The sequence below is a fragment of the Azomonas agilis genome (assembly GCF_007830255.1).
Lineage (GTDB): Bacteria > Pseudomonadota > Gammaproteobacteria > Pseudomonadales > Pseudomonadaceae > Azomonas > Azomonas agilis.
On record NZ_VLKG01000011.1, the window covers coordinates 88,053 to 105,631 of the forward strand.

Annotated in this window: 20 protein-coding genes and 1 pseudogene; 18 read left to right on the top strand and 3 right to left on the bottom strand. The window is 53.6% G+C overall.

Annotation, left to right across the window (positions count from 1 at the left end; translation table 11 throughout):
- Window positions 1–64 precede the first annotated feature (64 nt).
- From mnmG to LX59_RS13345, 16 genes and pseudogenes are all read left to right on the top strand, one after another.
- Window positions 65–1,960 (top strand): tRNA uridine-5-carboxymethylaminomethyl(34) synthesis enzyme MnmG, encoded by a 1,896-nt coding sequence (mnmG, locus tag LX59_RS13270; RefSeq protein ID WP_144572593.1) that lies wholly within the window; start codon window positions 65–67, stop codon window positions 1,958–1,960.
- Window positions 1,960–2,607, top strand: coding sequence for a 16S rRNA (guanine(527)-N(7))-methyltransferase RsmG (gene rsmG, locus LX59_RS13275; protein ID WP_144572597.1), 648 nt, complete (start codon window positions 1,960–1,962; stop codon window positions 2,605–2,607). Before mnmG ends, rsmG begins: the two co-directional genes overlap by 1 nt.
- 18 nt (window positions 2,608–2,625) lie before the next feature.
- Window positions 2,626–3,405 (top strand): ParA family protein, encoded by a 780-nt coding sequence (locus tag LX59_RS13280; RefSeq protein ID WP_144572600.1) that lies wholly within the window; start codon window positions 2,626–2,628, stop codon window positions 3,403–3,405.
- Between the two features lie 17 nt (window positions 3,406–3,422).
- The gene (locus tag LX59_RS13285) at window positions 3,423–4,301 is read left to right on the top strand and encodes a ParB/RepB/Spo0J family partition protein (RefSeq protein ID WP_144572602.1); all 879 of its coding nucleotides are present in this window, start codon (window positions 3,423–3,425) and stop codon (window positions 4,299–4,301) included.
- Between the two features lie 133 nt (window positions 4,302–4,434).
- A complete protein-coding gene (locus LX59_RS13290) occupies window positions 4,435–4,833 on the top strand; it encodes a F0F1 ATP synthase subunit I (RefSeq protein ID WP_144572605.1) in 399 nt (132 codons plus the stop codon).
- Window positions 4,834–4,847: 14 nt separating this feature from the next.
- On the top strand, window positions 4,848–5,669 hold the full coding sequence (atpB, locus tag LX59_RS13295; RefSeq protein ID WP_144572608.1) for a F0F1 ATP synthase subunit A: 822 nt from the start codon (window positions 4,848–4,850) through the stop codon (window positions 5,667–5,669).
- Window positions 5,670–5,747: 78 nt separating this feature from the next.
- Window positions 5,748–5,990: a F0F1 ATP synthase subunit C gene (gene atpE, locus LX59_RS13300; RefSeq protein ID WP_144572611.1), complete on the top strand. Its 243-nt coding sequence runs from the start codon at window positions 5,748–5,750 to the stop codon at window positions 5,988–5,990.
- A 93-nt stretch (window positions 5,991–6,083) separates the two neighbouring features.
- Complete coding sequence (locus LX59_RS13305) at window positions 6,084–6,554, top strand: F0F1 ATP synthase subunit B (RefSeq protein ID WP_144572614.1); 471 nt, start codon at window positions 6,084–6,086, stop codon at window positions 6,552–6,554.
- A gap of 12 nt (window positions 6,555–6,566) precedes the next feature.
- Entirely contained in the window at window positions 6,567–7,100 is a 534-nt protein-coding gene (locus LX59_RS13310) for a F0F1 ATP synthase subunit delta (protein ID WP_144572617.1), read from the top strand.
- Between the two features lie 15 nt (window positions 7,101–7,115).
- Window positions 7,116–8,660 (top strand): F0F1 ATP synthase subunit alpha, encoded by a 1,545-nt coding sequence (atpA, locus tag LX59_RS13315; protein WP_144572620.1) that lies wholly within the window; start codon window positions 7,116–7,118, stop codon window positions 8,658–8,660.
- A 49-nt stretch (window positions 8,661–8,709) separates the two neighbouring features.
- Window positions 8,710–9,570, top strand: coding sequence for a F0F1 ATP synthase subunit gamma (atpG, locus tag LX59_RS13320; RefSeq protein WP_144572623.1), 861 nt, complete (start codon window positions 8,710–8,712; stop codon window positions 9,568–9,570).
- A 30-nt stretch (window positions 9,571–9,600) separates the two neighbouring features.
- Window positions 9,601–10,977: a F0F1 ATP synthase subunit beta gene (atpD, locus tag LX59_RS13325; protein ID WP_144572626.1), complete on the top strand. Its 1,377-nt coding sequence runs from the start codon at window positions 9,601–9,603 to the stop codon at window positions 10,975–10,977.
- Window positions 10,978–11,055: 78 nt separating this feature from the next.
- Window positions 11,056–11,322 (top strand): annotated as a pseudogene (gene atpC, locus LX59_RS13330) (ATP synthase F1 subunit epsilon); the annotation flags it as partial.
- Between the two features lie 111 nt (window positions 11,323–11,433).
- Window positions 11,434–11,862 (top strand): F0F1 ATP synthase subunit epsilon, encoded by a 429-nt coding sequence (locus LX59_RS13335; RefSeq protein ID WP_144572632.1) that lies wholly within the window; start codon window positions 11,434–11,436, stop codon window positions 11,860–11,862.
- 97 nt (window positions 11,863–11,959) lie between these two features.
- Window positions 11,960–12,364 (top strand): SMI1/KNR4 family protein, encoded by a 405-nt coding sequence (locus LX59_RS13340; RefSeq protein WP_144572673.1) that lies wholly within the window; start codon window positions 11,960–11,962, stop codon window positions 12,362–12,364.
- A gap of 81 nt (window positions 12,365–12,445) precedes the next feature.
- Window positions 12,446–12,901 (top strand): DUF3301 domain-containing protein, encoded by a 456-nt coding sequence (locus LX59_RS13345; RefSeq protein WP_144572635.1) that lies wholly within the window; start codon window positions 12,446–12,448, stop codon window positions 12,899–12,901.
- Here LX59_RS13345 and LX59_RS13350 read toward each other — a convergent pair.
- Window positions 12,898–13,851, bottom strand: a complete 954-nt coding sequence (locus LX59_RS13350) for a CobW family GTP-binding protein (RefSeq protein WP_144572639.1) — start codon at window positions 13,849–13,851, stop codon at window positions 12,898–12,900. The genes LX59_RS13345 and LX59_RS13350 overlap by 4 nt on opposite strands.
- A gap of 27 nt (window positions 13,852–13,878) precedes the next feature.
- Here LX59_RS13350 and LX59_RS13355 point away from each other — a divergent pair, with 27 nt between their 5' ends.
- Window positions 13,879–14,232 carry an NADH:ubiquinone oxidoreductase gene (locus LX59_RS13355; protein ID WP_144572642.1) on the top strand — a complete coding sequence of 118 codons (354 nt, stop codon included), beginning with the start codon at window positions 13,879–13,881 and terminating at the stop codon, window positions 14,230–14,232.
- Window positions 14,233–14,286: 54 nt separating this feature from the next.
- Window positions 14,287–16,512, top strand: coding sequence for a primosomal protein N' (locus LX59_RS13360; RefSeq protein WP_144572645.1), 2,226 nt, complete (start codon window positions 14,287–14,289; stop codon window positions 16,510–16,512).
- Between the two features lies 1 nt (window position 16,513).
- On the opposite strand, the gene bioD is transcribed toward LX59_RS13360, so the two are convergent.
- Window positions 16,514–17,188, bottom strand: a complete 675-nt coding sequence (gene bioD, locus LX59_RS13365; protein ID WP_144572649.1) for a dethiobiotin synthase — start codon at window positions 17,186–17,188, stop codon at window positions 16,514–16,516.
- Window positions 17,189–17,220: 32 nt separating this feature from the next.
- A partial coding sequence (locus LX59_RS13370; protein ID WP_144572652.1) for an RNA-guided endonuclease InsQ/TnpB family protein occupies window positions 17,221–17,579 on the bottom strand: 359 nt, incomplete at its 5' end.

The window sequence follows — 17,579 nt, forward strand, 5'->3', positions numbered from 1 at the left end:
CCTTAGCTGGGACTCTTTATACTTCAATATTTTTGATGTCAGCCTAGACAGGCACGAGGTGCGTGTGGACTTTCCTTCCCGTTTTGGCGTGATCGTCGTCGGTGGCGGCCATGCCGGTGCTGAAGCCGCGCTGGCAGCGGCACGCATGGGCGTGAATACCCTGTTACTGACCCACAATATCGAAACCTTGGGTCAGATGAGTTGCAACCCGGCCATTGGCGGCATCGGTAAAAGTCATCTGGTGAAGGAAGTGGATGCCCTCGGTGGCGCTATGGCGACTGCTACCGATAAAGGTGGCATTCAATTTCGCGTGCTGAACAGCCGTAAGGGCCCAGCGGTGCGGGCCACTCGCGCTCAGGCCGATCGGGTGCTGTACAAAGCGGCCATGCGCCATATTTTGGAAAATCAGCCCAACCTGTGGCTGTTCCAGCAGCCCTGTGACGATTTAATCGTTGAGCAAGATCAGGTGCGTGGTGTTGTCACCCAAATGGGCGTGCGCTTTTTGTGCGATGCCGTGGTGTTGACGGCTGGAACCTTCCTCGGCGGTCTGATCCATATTGGCCTAGAGCACTACTCCGGCGGTCGGGCGGGTGATCCTGCTTCCATCAACCTTGCCCACCGTTTGCGCGAGTTACCGCTGCGGGTCGGACGTTTAAAAACCGGCACGCCCCCACGGATTGACAGCCGCAGCGTGGATTATTCCGTGATGACTGAGCAGCCCGGTGACACGCCTCTGCCGGTGATGTCTTTTATGGGCTCGGTGGATCAGCATCCGCCTCAAGTGAGCTGCTGGATTACCCACACCAATGCCCGCACCCACGAAATCATCGCCAGCAATCTGGATCGCTCGCCCATGTATTCCGGGGTGATTGAAGGCATTGGCCCGCGTTACTGTCCCTCCATCGAGGACAAAATCCACCGTTTCGCCGATAAAGACAGCCATCAGGTGTTTCTGGAGCCGGAAGGTCTGACCACCCACGAGCTGTACCCCAACGGCATTTCCACCTCGTTGCCCTTTGATGTGCAGTTGCAGATCGTGCGCTCCATGCGCGGTTTGGAAAACGCCCACATCCTGCGTCCCGGCTATGCCATCGAATACGATTACTTTAACCCGCAGGATTTGCAGTACAGCCTCGAAACCAAGGCCATTGGTGGGCTGTTCTTTGCCGGACAAATCAACGGCACCACTGGCTACGAAGAAGCGGCCGCTCAAGGCTTGCTGGCCGGAGCTAATGCTGCGTTGCGCGCCCAAGGCCGAGACAGTTGGCATCCGCGCCGCGATGAGGCCTATATCGGCGTGCTGATTGATGACCTCATCACTTTGGGTACTTCCGAGCCTTACCGCATGTTCACTTCGCGGGCCGAATACCGTCTGATTCTGCGTGAAGATAACGCTGATCTGCGCCTAACGGAAAAAGGCCGCGAACTGGGCTTGGTGGACGATGCACGTTGGGCTGCTTTTGAACGCAAGCGCGAAGGCATTGAACGCGAGCAGCAACGCCTGAAAACTACGTGGATTCAAGCAGGAAGTCCGGTAGCTCAAGCAGTTGAGGCGCGCTTTGGTGCTGCCTTACAACGGGAGTACAGCTTACTCAATCTGCTGACCCGCCCGGAAATTGATTACGCCGCTCTGGTTGAGCTGACAGGGGAGGGCGTGGAAGACCCCCAAGTAGCCGAGCAGGTCGAGATTCAAACCAAATACGCCGGGTACATCGACCGTCAGCAGGATGAAATTCGCCGTTTGCAGGCCAGCGAAAACATTCGTCTGCCGGAGGATCTGGAGTACAGCGGCATTCCCGGTCTCTCGCGGGAGATTCAGCACAAGCTGACTCAGGCGCGTCCACAAACCCTAGGCCAAGCTTCGCGTATTCCCGGCGTAACGCCTGCGGCGATCTCCCTGCTGATGATTCATCTGAAAAAGCGCAGCACCCAGAGTAAAACAGCGGATCAGGAGGCCTAATGTCGGTGATTACCCCGCAGCATAGGCAAGAGTTGGCTTCAGGCATCCAGCGTTTGGGCTTGGTGCTGAACGCGGCTCAGCAAGAGCAGCTTTTGGCCTACCTGTCTCTGCTGATCAAGTGGAATAAAGCCTATAACCTGACCGCCGTCCGTGACCCGAATGAAATGGTTTCTCGGCACTTGTTGGACAGCTTGAGTATCCTGCCCCAAGTGCAGCCTTTGGGAGCCTGTTGGTTGGATGTGGGCAGTGGTGGAGGCATGCCCGGCGTGCCCTTGGCGATTGCCTTTCCCGAGCGCCAATTCACCCTACTGGACTCCAATGGTAAGAAAACGCGCTTCCTGACTCAGGTGAAGTTGGAACTCAAACTGGCCAACCTCAGCGTAGTCAATGAACGGGTGGAGGCCTTTCAACCGGCCTTACCTTTTGAGGGCATAGTGTCGCGGGCCTTCAGCTCGCTGGCCGACTTTTCCGATTGGACACGGCACTTGGGCGATCAAAATACCCACTGGTTGGCCATGAAAGGCGTGCATCCCGACGATGAGTTGCAAGCCTTACCCGAGGATTTTCAGTTAATAAACACTCAGGTGTTGGATGTACCCGGTTGCCAAGGACAGCGCCACCTCCTGATACTGCGCCGCATTTCATGAATTGGAACGAAACCGATCATGGCTAAAGTATTCGCCATCGCCAATCAAAAGGGCGGTGTGGGCAAGACAACCACCTGCGTCAACCTAGCGGCTTCACTGGTGGCAACGCGCCGCCGGGTGTTGCTGTTGGATTTAGACCCTCAAGGCAACGCCACTACCGGTAGCGGTGTGGACAAGCTGAGTTTGGACTACTCGGTGTATGACGTACTGACCGGCAAATGCAGCCTTGTAGAAGCTATGCACTTTTCCGAGCACGGTGGCTATCAATTGTTACCGGCTAACCGCGATTTAACGGCGGCAGAAGTAGCTCTACTCAACATGCCGGCCAAAGAAAAGCGCCTGCGCGAAGCCTTGGCCCCGGTGCGGGAAAACTACGATTACATCCTCATCGACTGCCCGCCCTCGCTGTCCATGCTGACGGTGAATGCGCTGGCAGCAGCGGATGGCGTCATCATCCCCATGCAGTGCGAATACTACGCCTTGGAGGGATTAACCGATCTGGTGAACTCCATTCAGCGCATTGCGGTGGCTTTGAATGCCGAACTGAGGATTGAAGGCATTGTGCGCACCATGTACGACCCGCGTAGCAGTCTGACTAATCAAGTTTCCGAGCAACTGAAAGCCCACTTTGCTGATCGGTTATACGAGACGGTCATCCCACGCAATGTTCGCTTGGCCGAAGCGCCCAGTCACGGCATGCCGGTTTTGGAATACGACAGGCAGTCCAAGGGGGCACAAGCCTATCTGGCATTGGCCAGCGAGTTGGCCCGTCGCCAACGTCGCCCCACTCGCACCTAATACGCTAAGGAGACCTTATGGCCATAAGAAAAAGAGGGCTCGGACGCGGGCTAGATGCCTTACTAGGAGGCAGCCTACCGGGAGCAACGGAGGAAGGCGTAAGCGCCCCAGTGAGCGATCAAGGCGAGCTGCATCACCTCCCCCTAGATCTGGTACAACGCGGACGTTATCAACCCAGACGGGATATGGATCCTGTTGCTTTAGAAGAGCTGGCTCAATCTATTCGAGCCCAAGGGGTAATGCAGCCGATTGTGGTTAGACCTGTGGCTTCAGGTCGCTACGAAATCATTGCCGGAGAGCGCCGTTGGCGAGCCAGTCAGCAAGCCGGTCTGGATAAAATTCCGGCACTGGTGCGTGAAGTACCGGATGATCTGGCCATCGCTATGGCCTTGATCGAAAACATCCAACGTGAAGACCTCAACCCGATTGAGGAAGCCATTGCCTTACAACGTTTGCAGCACGAATTCCACCTGACTCAGCAGCAAGTGGCGGATGCCGTGGGCAAGTCCCGTGTCAGCATCAGTAACCTGATGCGGTTAATGGCCTTGCCGGAAGAAGTAAAAATCATGCTGGCCCACGGCGATTTGGAAATGGGCCATGCGCGTGCTTTATTGGGTTTACCGGATGAGCGTCAGATTGAAGGCGCGCGGCATGTTGTCGCACGAGGATTAAGTGTTCGCCAGACCGAAGCTTTGGTTCGTCAATGGTTAAAGGAGGCCAATCCAACGGCTAAGTCAGCAGCAGATGATCCTGACATTAGTCGCTTGGAGCAGCGGTTGGCGGAATGTTTAGGAGCTCCTGTGCAGATTCGCCACACGGCAAAAGGCAAAGGACAATTGGTGATTCGCTATAACTCTTTAGATGAGTTGCAGGGGGTTTTAGCACACATTCGCTAATAAGAATTAGCTTAGAAAATGACCACAAAAAGCTGCAAGACGGTTGAACCTAGGTGTATCCGCCCCTATACTCGCGGCGCATTTTTAGGAGCGGTGGCCCTGTCGGGCTTGCCGTCACGGTGACGGAATTCGTGTGAACAGACGCAACCAGACACCCCTCCATCGTCTCCCAGTATTTCGAGTGTTGCTGGCACAAGCCTTAATTGCCCTGTCAGCAGCCCTAGTGTGTGGCGTATTTTTCGGTTTTGTTGCGGGGTATTCAGGCTTGTTAGGTGGCCTGATTGCTTGGGTAGCGAACCTTTATTTTGCCTACAAAGCTTTCCGGTATTTCGGAGCGCGCTCGGTAGGGGCCGTTGTTCAGTCTTTTTGGGCCGGTGAAATAGGTAAATTGATTCTGACAGCAGCGCTTTTTGCGTTGGTGTTTGTAGGAGTGCAGCCGCTTGAGCCCTTAGCGCTACTGAGTGGCTATCTACTGGTGCTAGGCACTGGAGCTAGTGCGCTCCTGCTGGTGAAAAACAATCCGAAGTATTGAATATCGAGGAGTTTATGGCGAGCACACCGGTTGAATATATACAGCATCACTTGCAAAACCTAGCCTTGGGGTTTCACCCTGAAAAAGGTTTGATGTTTGCCAAAACAGCAGACGATGCCGTTCAAATGGGATTTTGGGCTATTCACGTCGACACCATGCTGTGGTCAGTATTGTGTGGTTTGCTGTTCATTAAGCTGTTCCAAAAAGCGGCTGTGAACGCGACCTCCGGTGTTCCGGGTAAGCTGCAAAATTTGGTTGAGATGTGTGTCGAGTTTGTCGAAGGCATGATGCGCGACACCTTCCACGGTCGTAACCCAGTGGTTGCCCCTCTAGCCTTGACCATCTTCGTTTGGGTGTTTTTGATGAACAGCCTGAAGTGGATTCCCGTCGATTACATTCCGGGTCTGGCGCATCTGATTGGCATTCCTTACTTCAAGATTGTTCCCACAGCAGATCCTAATGGCACCTTTGGTCTGTCCATTGGCGTGTTTGCTCTGATTATTTACTACAGCATCAAAGTGAAAGGGGGCTTGGGCTTTACCAAAGAGCTGGCCTTTACGCCCTTTAATCACTGGTCTTTAGTTCCTTTTAACCTGTTCCTTGAAATTCTGGGTCTGCTGACTAAGCCACTGAGCTTGGCCTTGCGTCTATTCGGAAACATGTATGCCGGTGAGGTGGTCTTCATCCTGATCGCGCTGCTGCCTTTCTGGGCGCAATGGACCTTGAATGTGCCTTGGGCGATTTTCCATATTCTGGTAATCCCACTGCAGGCATTTATTTTCATGGTACTGACTGTTGTATATCTGAGTTCAGCGCACGAAGACCATAGTCACTGATCCTGGATTAACACAGTAAAATAGAAACTACCCGCACCAAAGAAACCCTTAACTAAACTTTAGCTTCAGGAGCTTTACATGGAACTCGTCTACGTTGCCGCTGCCCTCATGATCGGTCTGGGTGCTCTGGGCACTGGTATTGGCTTTGCTCTGTTGGGCGGAAAACTGCTGGAATCCACTGCTCGTCAACCAGAGCTGGCCCCTCAACTGCAAACCAAAACCTTCCTGATGGCTGGTCTGCTTGACGCCGTTCCTATGATCGGTGTTGGTATCGCGATGTACCTGATCTTCGTTGTCGCTCCCAGCGTTGCCGCTGCCTAAGCCTTTCCTGAGGGCAATGGGGCTCCTTTAGTGGGCCCCGTTGTTTATGGAAACGACAACTGCGTCGAACGAGATAGCACGAGGTAAATCGCTGTGAACATTAACTTGACGCTGTTTGGTCAAACGATCGCCTTCGCTATTTTCGTCTGGTTTTGCATGAAAAATGTATGGCCACCCATTACTCAGGCCATGCAAGAACGCCAGAAGAAAATCGCCGAGGGATTGGATGCTGCCGGGCGTGCCCAGAACGATCTGAAACTTGCTCAAGAAAAAGTTTCCAACACCTTGAAGGAAACTAAAGAGCAGGCTACCCAGATCATTGAGCAAGCTAATAAGCATGCCAATACGATCATCGAAGAAGCCAAAGAGCAGGCTCGCATCGAAGGTGAGCGACTGATCGCAAGCGCTAAGGCTGAGATCGAACAGGAAGTGAACCGCGCCCGGGATCAACTGCGCAGCCAAGTAGCCGCTCTGGCTATTCAGGGTGCGGAGCAAATCCTGCAATCCCAAGTGGATGCCCAGGTACACAACGGTCTGGTCGAAAAACTGGCCTCTCAACTCTAAGCGAGGCAAGCGATGATCAATAACCAGCCGCTTGCTCGGCCCTATGCAAAAGCTGCTTTCGAGCTGGCCACTCAAACAGGGCAAATTGATGTTTGGTTCGCACTGCTCAGTCAGGCAGCCAGCATTGTAAAAAACCCAGAGATGGCTGAACTGATCGGCAACCCTAAACTGACTCAAGCGACTAAGGTAGAAGCTCTGATCAGTCTGTTGGGTGACACCGATAAAGCGTTTTGCAATTTCGTAGCAACTCTAGGTGAAAATGATCGCTTAGAGGTTATCCCCACTATTTTTGAAACTTTTGAGGCTCTCAAACTTGAGGCTGAAAAAAGCATCACGGTAGAAGTGGAAACCGCTTACGAGTTGAGCGAAGAGCAACTTCAAACCCTGGCTGCCTCCCTGTCGAAGCGGCTCGATCGTACCGTCAACCTCCAGCAGGAAGTAAATCCTGCACTGATCGGCGGTCTGGTTATCCGCGCCGGTGATGTGGTGATTGATGGTTCGGTCCGCGGCAAGCTGAGCCAGTTAGCCGAAGCGTTAAAATCCTGATTTGAGGGACATGGCATGCAGCAACTGAATCCTTCCGAAATAAGCGAAATTATCAAGCAGCGTATCGCTCAGCTTGATGTTTCGGCACAAGCACGTAATGAGGGCACGGTCGTCAGCGTGTCCGACGGTATCGTCCGTATCTACGGACTGGCCGATGTGATGTATGGCGAAATGATCGAATTTCCCGGTGGTGTCTATGGTATGGCGCTCAACTTAGAGCGTGATTCTGTAGGTGCTGTAGTTCTGGGTAGCTACCTAGGTCTGAAAGAAGGCATGAGTGCTAAGTGCACTGGCCGTATTCTGGAAGTTCCGGTTGGCCCTGAACTGCTGGGTCGCGTTGTTGACGCTCTGGGTAACCCCATTGACGGTAAAGGCCCGCTGAACAATCAGTTGACCGATGCGGTTGAGAAGGTAGCGCCCGGCGTAATTTGGCGTAAATCCGTAGACCAGCCTGTTCAGACTGGCTACAAATCCGTTGATGCCATGATCCCGGTAGGTCGTGGTCAGCGCGAGCTGATCATCGGTGACCGTCAGATCGGTAAAACCGCTCTGGCCATCGACGCGATCATCAACCAGAAAGACAGTGGTATTAAATGCGTTTACGTGGCCATTGGTCAGAAGCAATCGACCATTGCCAACGTAGTACGCAAACTGGAAGAGCACGGCGCTCTGGCCAACACTATTGTGGTTGCAGCCTCTGCTTCTGAGTCCGCTGCTCTGCAATACCTGGCTCCTTACGCCGGTTGCACCATGGGTGAGTACTTCCGTGACCGCGGCGAAGACGCTCTGATCGTTTATGATGATCTGTCCAAGCAAGCCGTTGCTTACCGTCAAATCTCCCTACTGCTGCGCCGTCCGCCAGGTCGTGAAGCCTATCCTGGCGATGTGTTCTATCTCCACAGCCGTCTGCTGGAGCGCGCTTCTCGCGTTTCTGAAGAGTACGTTGAGAAGTTCACCAACGGCGCTGTGACGGGCAAAACCGGTTCTCTGACCGCTCTGCCGATCATCGAAACTCAAGCCGGTGACGTATCCGCCTTCGTTCCGACCAACGTGATCTCCATCACTGACGGTCAGATCTTCCTAGAATCTGGCATGTTCAACTCGGGCCTGCGCCCTGCTGTGAACGCCGGTATTTCGGTATCCCGTGTGGGTGGTGCGGCTCAAACTAAGATCGTTAAGAAACTGTCCGGTGGTATCCGTACCGCTCTGGCTCAGTACCGTGAACTGGCAGCCTTTGCCCAGTTTGCTTCCGATCTGGATGAGGCAACTCGCAAGCAGTTGGAGCATGGTCAGCGCGTTACTGAGCTGATGAAGCAAAAACAATTTGCGCCCATGTCTGTGGCTGAAATGTCCATTTCTCTGTATGCCGCTGAGCGTGGCTTCTTACAAGATGTTGAAGTAGCTAAGGTCGGTGCTTTCGAGCAAGCCTTACTCGGCTATTTCCAACGTGAGAAAGCTGATCTGCTGGCCAAGATCAACGAGAAAGGTGACTTCAACGACGAAATCGATGCAGGTATCAAAGCCGGTATCGAGAAGTTCAAGGCCACCCAGTCCTGGTAAGCCGCAGCGGGGATCTTTGATCCCCGCCTGCTAACCTGAAAGGTGTCAAATGGCAGGCGCAAAAGAGATTCGCAGCAAGATTGCGAGCATCAAAAGCACGCAGAAGATCACCAGCGCCATGGAAAAAGTGGCGGTCAGCAAAATGCGCAAAGCTCAACTGCGCATGGCTGCCAGCCGTCCTTATGCGGAGCGGATTCGTCAGGTTATTGGCCATTTAGCCAATGCTAACCCAGAATACCGTCATCCCTTCATGGTCGATCGTCCGGTTAAGCGCGTCGGGTACATTCTGGTTTCTTCTGATCGTGGTCTGTGCGGTGGCTTGAACATCAACCTGTTCAAGGCGCTGATCAAGAGCATGAAGAGCTGGCACGACCAAGGTGTGCAAGCTGACCTTTGTGTGATCGGTAATAAGGGAGCCAGTTTCTTCCGCAGTTACGGCGGCAACATCGTTGCGGCCATCGGTAACTTGGGTGAAGCGCCCTCCGTAAACAGTCTGATCGGCAGCGTTAAGGTAATGCTGGATGCCTTTAACGAAGGCAAGATAGATCAGTTGTATCTGGTATCGAACAAGTTCATCAATACCATGACCCAGAAGCCAACCGTGGAGCAATTGCTGCCTTTAGAGGCCAGCAAGGGTGAAACTGCTGAGCGGGCTTGGGATTATTTGTATGAACCTGATGCCTATCAGTTGCTCGATTCGCTGCTGGTTCGCTATGTAGAGTCGCAAGTTTATCAAGCGGTGGTGGAAAACGCAGCGGCTGAGCAGGCTGCGCGGATGATCGCCATGAAAAATGCCACCGACAACGCTGGCCAGCTGATCAAAGACCTGCAACTGATCTACAACAAGGCGCGTCAGGCTGCGATCACACAGGAAATTTCGGAAATCGTCGGCGGCGCTGCCGCGGTTTAAGAACGGTTCAAATATTCAGAGGAACCATAAATGAGTAGCGGACGTATCGTTCAAATCATCGGCGCCGTTATCGACGTGGAATTCCCGCGCGATCAGGTACCGAATGTCTACGACGCGCTGAAAGTTGTTGGCGCAGAGACTACGCTGGAAGTTCAGCAACAGCTGGGCGACGGCATTGTTCGTTCCATCGCCATGGGCTCTACTGAGGGCTTAAAGCGTGGTCTGGACGTAAGTAACACCGGTTCTGCCATTGCTGTTCCTGTGGGCGCTGCCACACTGGGCCGCATCATGGACGTACTGGGTAACCCCATCGATGAGGCTGGCCCCATCGGTGAGGAAGAGCGTTGGACCATTCACCGTGCTGCTCCTAGCTATGCTGAGCAAGCCGGCGGTAACGACCTGCTGGAAACCGGTATCAAGGTAATCGACCTGGTTTGCCCCTTTGCTAAGGGCGGTAAAGTCGGTCTGTTCGGTGGCGCCGGTGTGGGCAAAACCGTAAACATGATGGAGCTGATCCGCAACATCGCTATGGAGCACAGCGGTTACTCTGTGTTCGCTGGCGTGGGCGAGCGTACTCGTGAAGGTAACGACTTCTATCACGAGATGAAAGACTCCAACGTTCTGGACAAAGTAGCTCTGGTCTACGGTCAAATGAACGAGCCACCAGGCAACCGTCTGCGCGTGGCGCTGACTGGCCTGACCATGGCTGAGAAGTTCCGTGACGAAGGTCGTGACGTACTGTTGTTCGTCGACAACATCTATCGTTACACTCTGGCCGGTACCGAAGTATCCGCTCTGCTGGGTCGTATGCCTTCAGCGGTAGGTTATCAGCCTACTCTGGCTGAGGAAATGGGCGTTCTGCAAGAGCGCATCACCTCTACCAAAACCGGCTCCATCACCTCCGTACAAGCCGTATACGTTCCTGCGGATGACTTGACTGACCCAAGCCCGGCGACCACCTTCGCTCACTTGGACGCGACTGTAGTACTGTCTCGTGACATCGCCTCTCTGGGTATCTACCCAGCGGTTGATCCTCTGGACTCTACTTCTCGTCAGTTGGATCCGCTGGTTGTAGGTCAAGACCACTACGATACCGCTCGTGGCGTTCAGTATGTTCTACAGCGCTACAAAGAGCTGAAAGACATCATCGCCATTCTGGGTATGGACGAGCTGTCCGAGCAGGACAAACTGCTGGTAGCCCGTGCGCGTAAGATTCAGCGCTTCTTGTCTCAGCCTTTCTTTGTGGCCGAAGTATTCACCGGTTCTCCAGGTAAATACGTGCCTCTGAAAGAAACCATCCGTGGCTTCCAAGGCATTCTGAAAGGTGAGTTTGACCACATTCCAGAACAAGCCTTCTACATGGTTGGTGGCATCGACGAAGCCATCGAGAAAGCCAAAAAGCTGTAATAAAAGCCCCGTAAGGGGATCGCCTGAGGCGATGGCAGAGCCTTAAGTTCTGCCATCGCTGTGACCAAGGCAATTGGTATGGCTATGACAATTCATTGCGATATCGTCAGTGCAGGAGAAGAGCTGTTCTCTGGACTGGTAGAAATGGTCATTGTATGCGGTGCCCAGGGTGACTTGGGTATCCTCATCGGCCATACGCCTTTGCTGACTTCACTTAAGCCGGGTTCGGTGCGAGTGATTAAGCAAGGTGGTCAGGAAGAGGTTTTCCACGTATCCGGTGGCTTCGTTGAAGTGCAACCGAGTACGGTTAAGGTACTGGCTGATATGGCTGTCCGCGCTAACGACACGGCACAGCGTGATTGAATGAGCCAAAACTGTAATAAGAGCCCCTAGGGCTCGCCTGAGGTGATGGTAGAGCTTTGTTCATTCTGCCGTTGCTGCTAACCGAGGCATGATATGGCTATGACAGTTCATTGCGATATCGTCAGTGCAGAAGAAGAGCTGTTCTCAGGCCTGGCGGAAATGGTCATCGTACACGGTGCTCAGGGTGACTTGGGTATCCTCATGGGCCATACACCTTTGCTGAGCTCACTTAAGCCGGGGCCGGTGCGAGTGATTAAGCAGGGTGGTCAGGAAGAGATTTTCTACGTATCCGGCGGCTTCGTTGAAGTACAGCCGAATATGGTTAAAGTGCTGGCGGATACTGCTATTCGCGCTAAAGATATCGATGAGGCAGCGGCTAAAGAAGCTATGTTGGCTGCTGAAAAAGCCCTCAGCGAGAAAGGAGCCGAGTTTGACTACGGCGCTGCCTCTGCTCACTTGGCGGCTGCTATGGCTCAATTGCGCACGATTGAAGAATTGCGTAAAAAATACGGTCGTCACTAAGCCGTATATTGAGGCGCAGAATAAAAAGGGCAGCTTAGGCTGCCTTTTTTTATCCTTAGCCCATATTTTACCCGCTAATACGAGAGCCCCTATGGAGATTGAAGAGGTAATTGAGCAGCTTCGAGCACGCAATGAACGCATTCCAGTGCCTTTGGAACTGCCTGACGAAGACCTTTTAGTAGAGGTGGAAGAAGAACTGCTGATCGGTATTCCCTACGATCTACGCCTGTTTTTGCTACAGGTCAGTGATGTGGTGTATGGCCGCTTGGAGCCGGTTACGGCTGCTGATCCCAGATCCCACACCTATCTGCCTGAAGTGGCGGCTATGGCTTGGGATTTAGGGGTGCCTCGCCATTTAGTGCCCCTGTGCCAAGACGGACACGATTACTACCTCGTGGATATGGAAGGCAAGGTGTTACGCTGGGAAGGAGCAAATGCAGAGTTGACCGACGAGCAATGGGATTCGGTTTGGCACTGGGTCGAAGAGGTCTGGCTGGAGTAAGCTAGACCAAGGCGCAATATCCTTATAGGCCAATCTCGCTATAAGGCTCTGTCATAACGCTGTTATTCCTTGGGTGCCGCCATGTCCAGCTTGATCTCTTTTTCACTGTGGTTATTCGTCATCTTAGTGCTCGCCAGCCTATGGTACGCCCAAGGCATTCGAGAGGCAGCCCTAGCCCGAGTAAAACAGCACTGCACTAAACTGGACTTAGTGTTGCTGGATGAGTACGTTGCTTTTCAGAAGCTCGACTGGGCCTATGACCTGTACGGAACTAAGCGCATCATTTGGATATATGCCTTTGAATTTACCGTAACCGGTGAGCAGCGCTATCAAGGCAGCATCACCATGTTTAGTAAAAATCCGGGGCGGATTAGCCTAGAGCCACACCTGCAACCCATCACCCGCAAAGCATCCGAAGGCTCCGTTTACACACTAAAGCCTACCAAAGAGGCCAGCAATCATCCCAATGGACAGGTGGTTTCCTTAGCCGATTGGCGCAAACAACACCCTAAAACCAAAGTTAGGCCTCAAGGTTAAAAACGGCAACATGCTTCCAGGGTTTGGCTGAGCAGCGCTTGATCCTGTGCCTGAGCAAAAATCAGCTCAATCCGCGAATCGCGCCGCCATTCGCTGGCTTGAAAGCTCAGTCTCGATCCTGCCAGTGCATTGGCTGAATACCAACCCTCTAAGCTGTGGACGATTAACTTAGCTCGCATCCAAGGCAAGCTCTTTAGCCAGTGCTGAAGGCGTTGCAGGTCAAACTGCTGAGCCGCAGGCCAACGCCAACTGATGCTCCAAGCGCTTTCTTGTTGTTGGGTATGGCATTCGGCAGCCTCTAAACGCTGCCAAGGGCAGGCCTTGGGAGCTGCATCTAACGCCATAGGCGCAGACTGTGCAGGAATGGGCTGAAATCCGGGCAGCTTTTCCAAGGGCAAATAACCATGACGAGTGGCATAACACTCCAATGGCGACCAGCCTTGGCTTAGGTTTTGAATCTGTAGCTCTGATAATCCTTCAGTTTTATTCAGCAAGATTAGCGGATTAAGGGCTAATAACGCCTGTTGCTCTGGGGATAGAGCCTGTCCTGCCATCAGAGCCGGAGCATCCAGCACCAAAACCGGTGGCAGTACCCGTAACATGCCCCGCCAAGGAGTCTGTTGCAGTTGTTGATACAGGCTGAGGGGATGCCCTAACCCTGAAGGCTCAATCAATAGCCGATCCGGTCGAGCGCGGCGCAGCAGGCGATTCAGGCCAATCTGAAAGGGAATTCCTTGGATACAACACAGACAACCGCCCGCGATTTCAGCCACTTGGGTCTGAGCATCCACATGCAGTAAGGCCGCATCCAAACCCAGTTGGCCAAATTCATTGATACACACTGCCCAACGCTCTGAGGCCGGTTTTTGCTTCAATAGCGCCTGTATGAATGAGGTTTTTCCAGCGCCTAAAGATCCCGCGATCAGATGAGTGGGAATATCATACAGCATGGAATAAGACTCCATTGAGGATAGGGCATGTTTGGCTTAAGGCTGCTGGGGCTGTTGATCGGACTAGGGGTTTGTACTCAGGTTCAGGCTGAAGCCTGTGCGGTGTATTCCGCTAAAGCCGAGGAGCCATTAATCCGCTGCCAACAAAATCGCAGTATCCCACCTCATCTGTTTCGGTCGGGGTTTTGTGTGGCCCAACCCGAGGGTCATCACGTCAACTCCAAGCTGATGGCTCAGTGTCCTTTGGGCTTTCAGGCCGCTTGCCGCAACGCTCAGGTAGGCAACACAACCTACCGGCAGGATGTATTTTATTACGCAAACCAGATCCCCGCGCATGTGCAGCAAGACTGTAAACGACGGCGCGGGGTTTGGATGCGTTAACTCTAGTGGTGTGTTCTGGTTTTTTCCTGATTGTGCTGTGCTTTGGAGGCTTATTTGTCCCAACCCATCTTGCGTATCGCCTTGCCCTCTCCGTTACGCGCTTTGTTTGACTATTGGGCTCCCGTGGGCACTCCAATCAGCAGTCTATTGGCTGGGGTTCGCGTGCGCGTTCCTTTTGGACGGCGTGAGCTGGTGGGCCTATTGATCGAAGTCGTCAGCCAGTCCGAAGTTCCCACTGAGCGTTTAAGGCCCGCCCTAGCTCTACTGGACGACAGCCCCTTACTGCCTGCCCCAGTATTTCGCTTAGCACGTTGGACAGCACAGTATTACCAACACAGTCTGGGCGATACGCTAGCGGTGATGTTGCCCAACCTATTAACCCAAGGAGAGCCAGCCCAATTTAAACCGCGCTGGCTATGGCAGGTGGAGCCGAACCTAAGTCTGGACGATCCGCGTGTGCAGCGTGCCCCACGCCAACGCGAAGCCTTGCGGGTACTGGCACAACACCCTCAAGGAGTCGCGGAGGAGTTGTTGCCTCGGTTGCAACTCAGCCGTGAAGCCCTCAATAGTCTGCGTAACAAGGGATTGGTACGCATAACGGCCTGTAACGACCTCCCAGAACCTAAAACCCACCAAGGCAGTTGGCTATTAGAAGCGCAATTAGCGCTCAATTCTGAACAACGCAATGCGTACGAGGCGGTCAAGAGTCGCTTCGGTCACTTTCAGTGCTTTTTACTAGCAGGGGTTACCGGCAGCGGCAAAACCGAGGTTTATCTACATCTGGTACACCAAATGCTGCTGGCGGGTAAACAGAGCCTAATTCTAATTCCCGAAATCAACCTCAGTCCCCAAACCCTAGCGCGGTTTCAGCAGCGTTTTAATGCTCGTATTGTGGTACTGCACTCAGGACTTACCGATCGCGCCCGCTTGGATGCTTGGCTGGAAGCCCGGAGCGGAAATGCTGATATTGTGATCGGCACGCGCTCGGCCTTGTTCACACCGTTATTAAACCCCGGCCTGATTATTGTGGATGAGGAGCACGATACCTCCTACAAGCAGCAAGAAAGCCTGCGTTATCAGGCACGGGATTTGGCCGTAGTACGGGCCCATATGGAGCAGATTCCCGTGGTATTGGGCTCTGCAACCCCCTCACTGGAAAGCCTGCACAATGCCCATACTGGACGTTACGCCCTATTGAAGTTAGAACAACGTGCCGGGCACGCCGCGTTACCCGACTTCTGGCGTTTAGATGTTAAAAATCTGGTACTGGACGCAGGAATCTCGGGGCCATTGCAACAAGCTATCCGACAAACCTTAGCCGCAGGGCAACAGGTACTGGTATTCCTCAATCGGCGCGGCTATGCCCCGACATTGCTCTGCCACCACTGCGGCTGGTTTAGCCTTTGCCCGCACTGCGATGCACGCATGACCTTGCACCAACAGACGGGGCGTTTGCATTGCCATCACTGTGACTACCATGAACCGCTGCCGACTCAGTGCCCTCAATGTCAGCAACAAGATTTACGCCCCATAGGGGCGGGCACAGAACGAGCCGAGCAGCGGTTAGGAAGTCTCTTTCCTCAGTATCCGGTATTGCGCGTAGATCGCGACAGTACCCGCCGTAAAGACAGCCTAGACCAGATTTTGCAGCGCATTAACGAGGGTAAGCCCTGCATTTTGGTCGGGACACAAATGCTAGCCAAGGGGCACCACTTCCCCCACGTAACCTTGGTAGCTATTTTGGATGCCGACGGCGGACTCTTTTCCGCAGACTTTCGCGCCGCCGAACACATGGCACAGCAGATCACTCAGGTGGCAGGCCGGGCGGGGCGAGCAGGGCATAAAGGCCAAGTCATTATTCAAAGTCACCTAGCCGACCATCCCTTACTGGTGCAGTTGACCGAACAAGGTTACTTTGCCTTTGCCGACCAAGCCTTAGCAGAACGCCAAGCCGCCTGTTTGCCGCCCTTCAGCCATATGGTATTGATTCGAGCCGAAGCCCGCCAACCACAGCAGGCTGAGGATTTTTTGGAGCAGATTCGCACCCTAGCCGAAGATATGCAGCAGCTAGACTCCGCCTTAACCTCGGTTGAATTACTCGGCCCTATTCCAGCCTTAATGGAGCGCAAAGCCGGTTGGCATCGTGCCCAATTGTTAGTTCAGGCCCAAACCCGAGGCGCTTTGCATCGTCTGTTGGATCAGTGGATTCCGAATGTAGCGCTATTGCCAGAGGCCAAACGGATTCGCTGGATATTAGATGTTGACCCTCTGGAGGTTTAGCTCAGCGAGGAAGGATCAGTTGCTGCGCCATAACCCCCAAGTCCACCGAGGGCATATAAGGCACTTGCCCCAGACAGGGAGCCGGCAAGTGCTGTTGTAGGCTGTCCAATACCTCAGGCAAACGGGCGACCTTAGAATCAATCACATTGGCCACCCAACCGGCCAGACTCAAACCATCCCGTAGAATGGCTTCAGCCGTCAAACAAGCGTGACTAATACAGCCTAAGCGCACACCCACCACCAAAATGACGGGAATACCCAAGCCTATTGCGACATCAGATAAATACTGTTGCGCGTTCAGTGGTACCCGCCAACCTCCAGCTCCCTCAATCAAGGTAAGATCAGCGCCCAAAGCCAGGATGGGACGCACAGCCTGTATCAAAGCTTCTGGGTGGAGTTCTAAGCCTTGCTCACGGGCAGCAAGGTGAGGCGCAATAGCCGGGGCAAAAGCCCAAGGATTGACCTGCGCATAGGACAGGGGCAGCGAGCACTCCGCTTGCAAACTCAAGGCATCTGCGTTACGTAAGCCTTCTGGCGTTGCTTGGCAGTCGGATGCGACTGGCTTACAGGCGGCCGTGGAATAGCCTTGATGACGTGCTCGGCGTAATAAAGCAGTGGCAATGGTAGTTTTGCCTATTTCCGTGTCCGTACCGGCAATAAAAAAGGCTTGGCTCACGTAAAAACTCCTCCGTTGACATCCTCCCCGCCCTAAAGGACAGGGATTCCCACTACTGGACGGCCATGCCCGACCGCAAGCATGTTCTTAGCCGCGTTGATATCGCGGTCGTGCCTGACACCACAGGCACTGCATGTCCATTCTCTTATTCCAAGTCCTGCGATACCTTTCGGCCTTGAATCGGGCAATGCGCCGCAATTCGAGCAGGTTTGGGTGGTGTACGCCTCGTTCACTGCTTTAAAAACAATGCCTGCGCCCGCGCACTTGTATTCCAGCATGGTTTTGAGCAGGCCCCATCCCGCATCCAGTACGGATTTGGCCAGCTTGGTTTGAGTGAGTAAGGAAGATTTCACATTACCAACGTAGATTGCACCGGCACGGTTCACCAGTT

Bases quoted from the DNA above. Each gene is read 5' to 3' on its own strand.
- rsmG (WP_144572597.1), top strand. From the start codon at position 1,960: ATGTCGGTGATTACCCCGCAGCATAGGCAAGAGTTGGCTTCAGGCATC.
- LX59_RS13280 (WP_144572600.1), top strand. From the start codon at position 2,626: ATGGCTAAAGTATTCGCCATCGCCAATCAAAAGGGCGGTGTGGGCAAG.
- LX59_RS13285 (WP_144572602.1), top strand. From the start codon at position 3,423: ATGGCCATAAGAAAAAGAGGGCTCGGACGCGGGCTAGATGCCTTACTA.
- atpB (WP_144572608.1), top strand. From the start codon at position 4,848: ATGGCGAGCACACCGGTTGAATATATACAGCATCACTTGCAAAACCTA.
- atpE (WP_144572611.1), top strand. From the start codon at position 5,748: ATGGAACTCGTCTACGTTGCCGCTGCCCTCATGATCGGTCTGGGTGCT.
- LX59_RS13310 (WP_144572617.1), top strand. From the start codon at position 6,567: ATGATCAATAACCAGCCGCTTGCTCGGCCCTATGCAAAAGCTGCTTTC.
- atpA (WP_144572620.1), top strand. From the start codon at position 7,116: ATGCAGCAACTGAATCCTTCCGAAATAAGCGAAATTATCAAGCAGCGT.
- atpG (WP_144572623.1), top strand. From the start codon at position 8,710: ATGGCAGGCGCAAAAGAGATTCGCAGCAAGATTGCGAGCATCAAAAGC.
- atpD (WP_144572626.1), top strand. From the start codon at position 9,601: ATGAGTAGCGGACGTATCGTTCAAATCATCGGCGCCGTTATCGACGTG.
- LX59_RS13335 (WP_144572632.1), top strand. From the start codon at position 11,434: ATGGCTATGACAGTTCATTGCGATATCGTCAGTGCAGAAGAAGAGCTG.
- LX59_RS13345 (WP_144572635.1), top strand. From the start codon at position 12,446: ATGTCCAGCTTGATCTCTTTTTCACTGTGGTTATTCGTCATCTTAGTG.
- LX59_RS13350 (WP_144572639.1), bottom strand. From the start codon at position 13,851: ATGCTGTATGATATTCCCACTCATCTGATCGCGGGATCTTTAGGCGCT.
- LX59_RS13355 (WP_144572642.1), top strand. From the start codon at position 13,879: ATGTTTGGCTTAAGGCTGCTGGGGCTGTTGATCGGACTAGGGGTTTGT.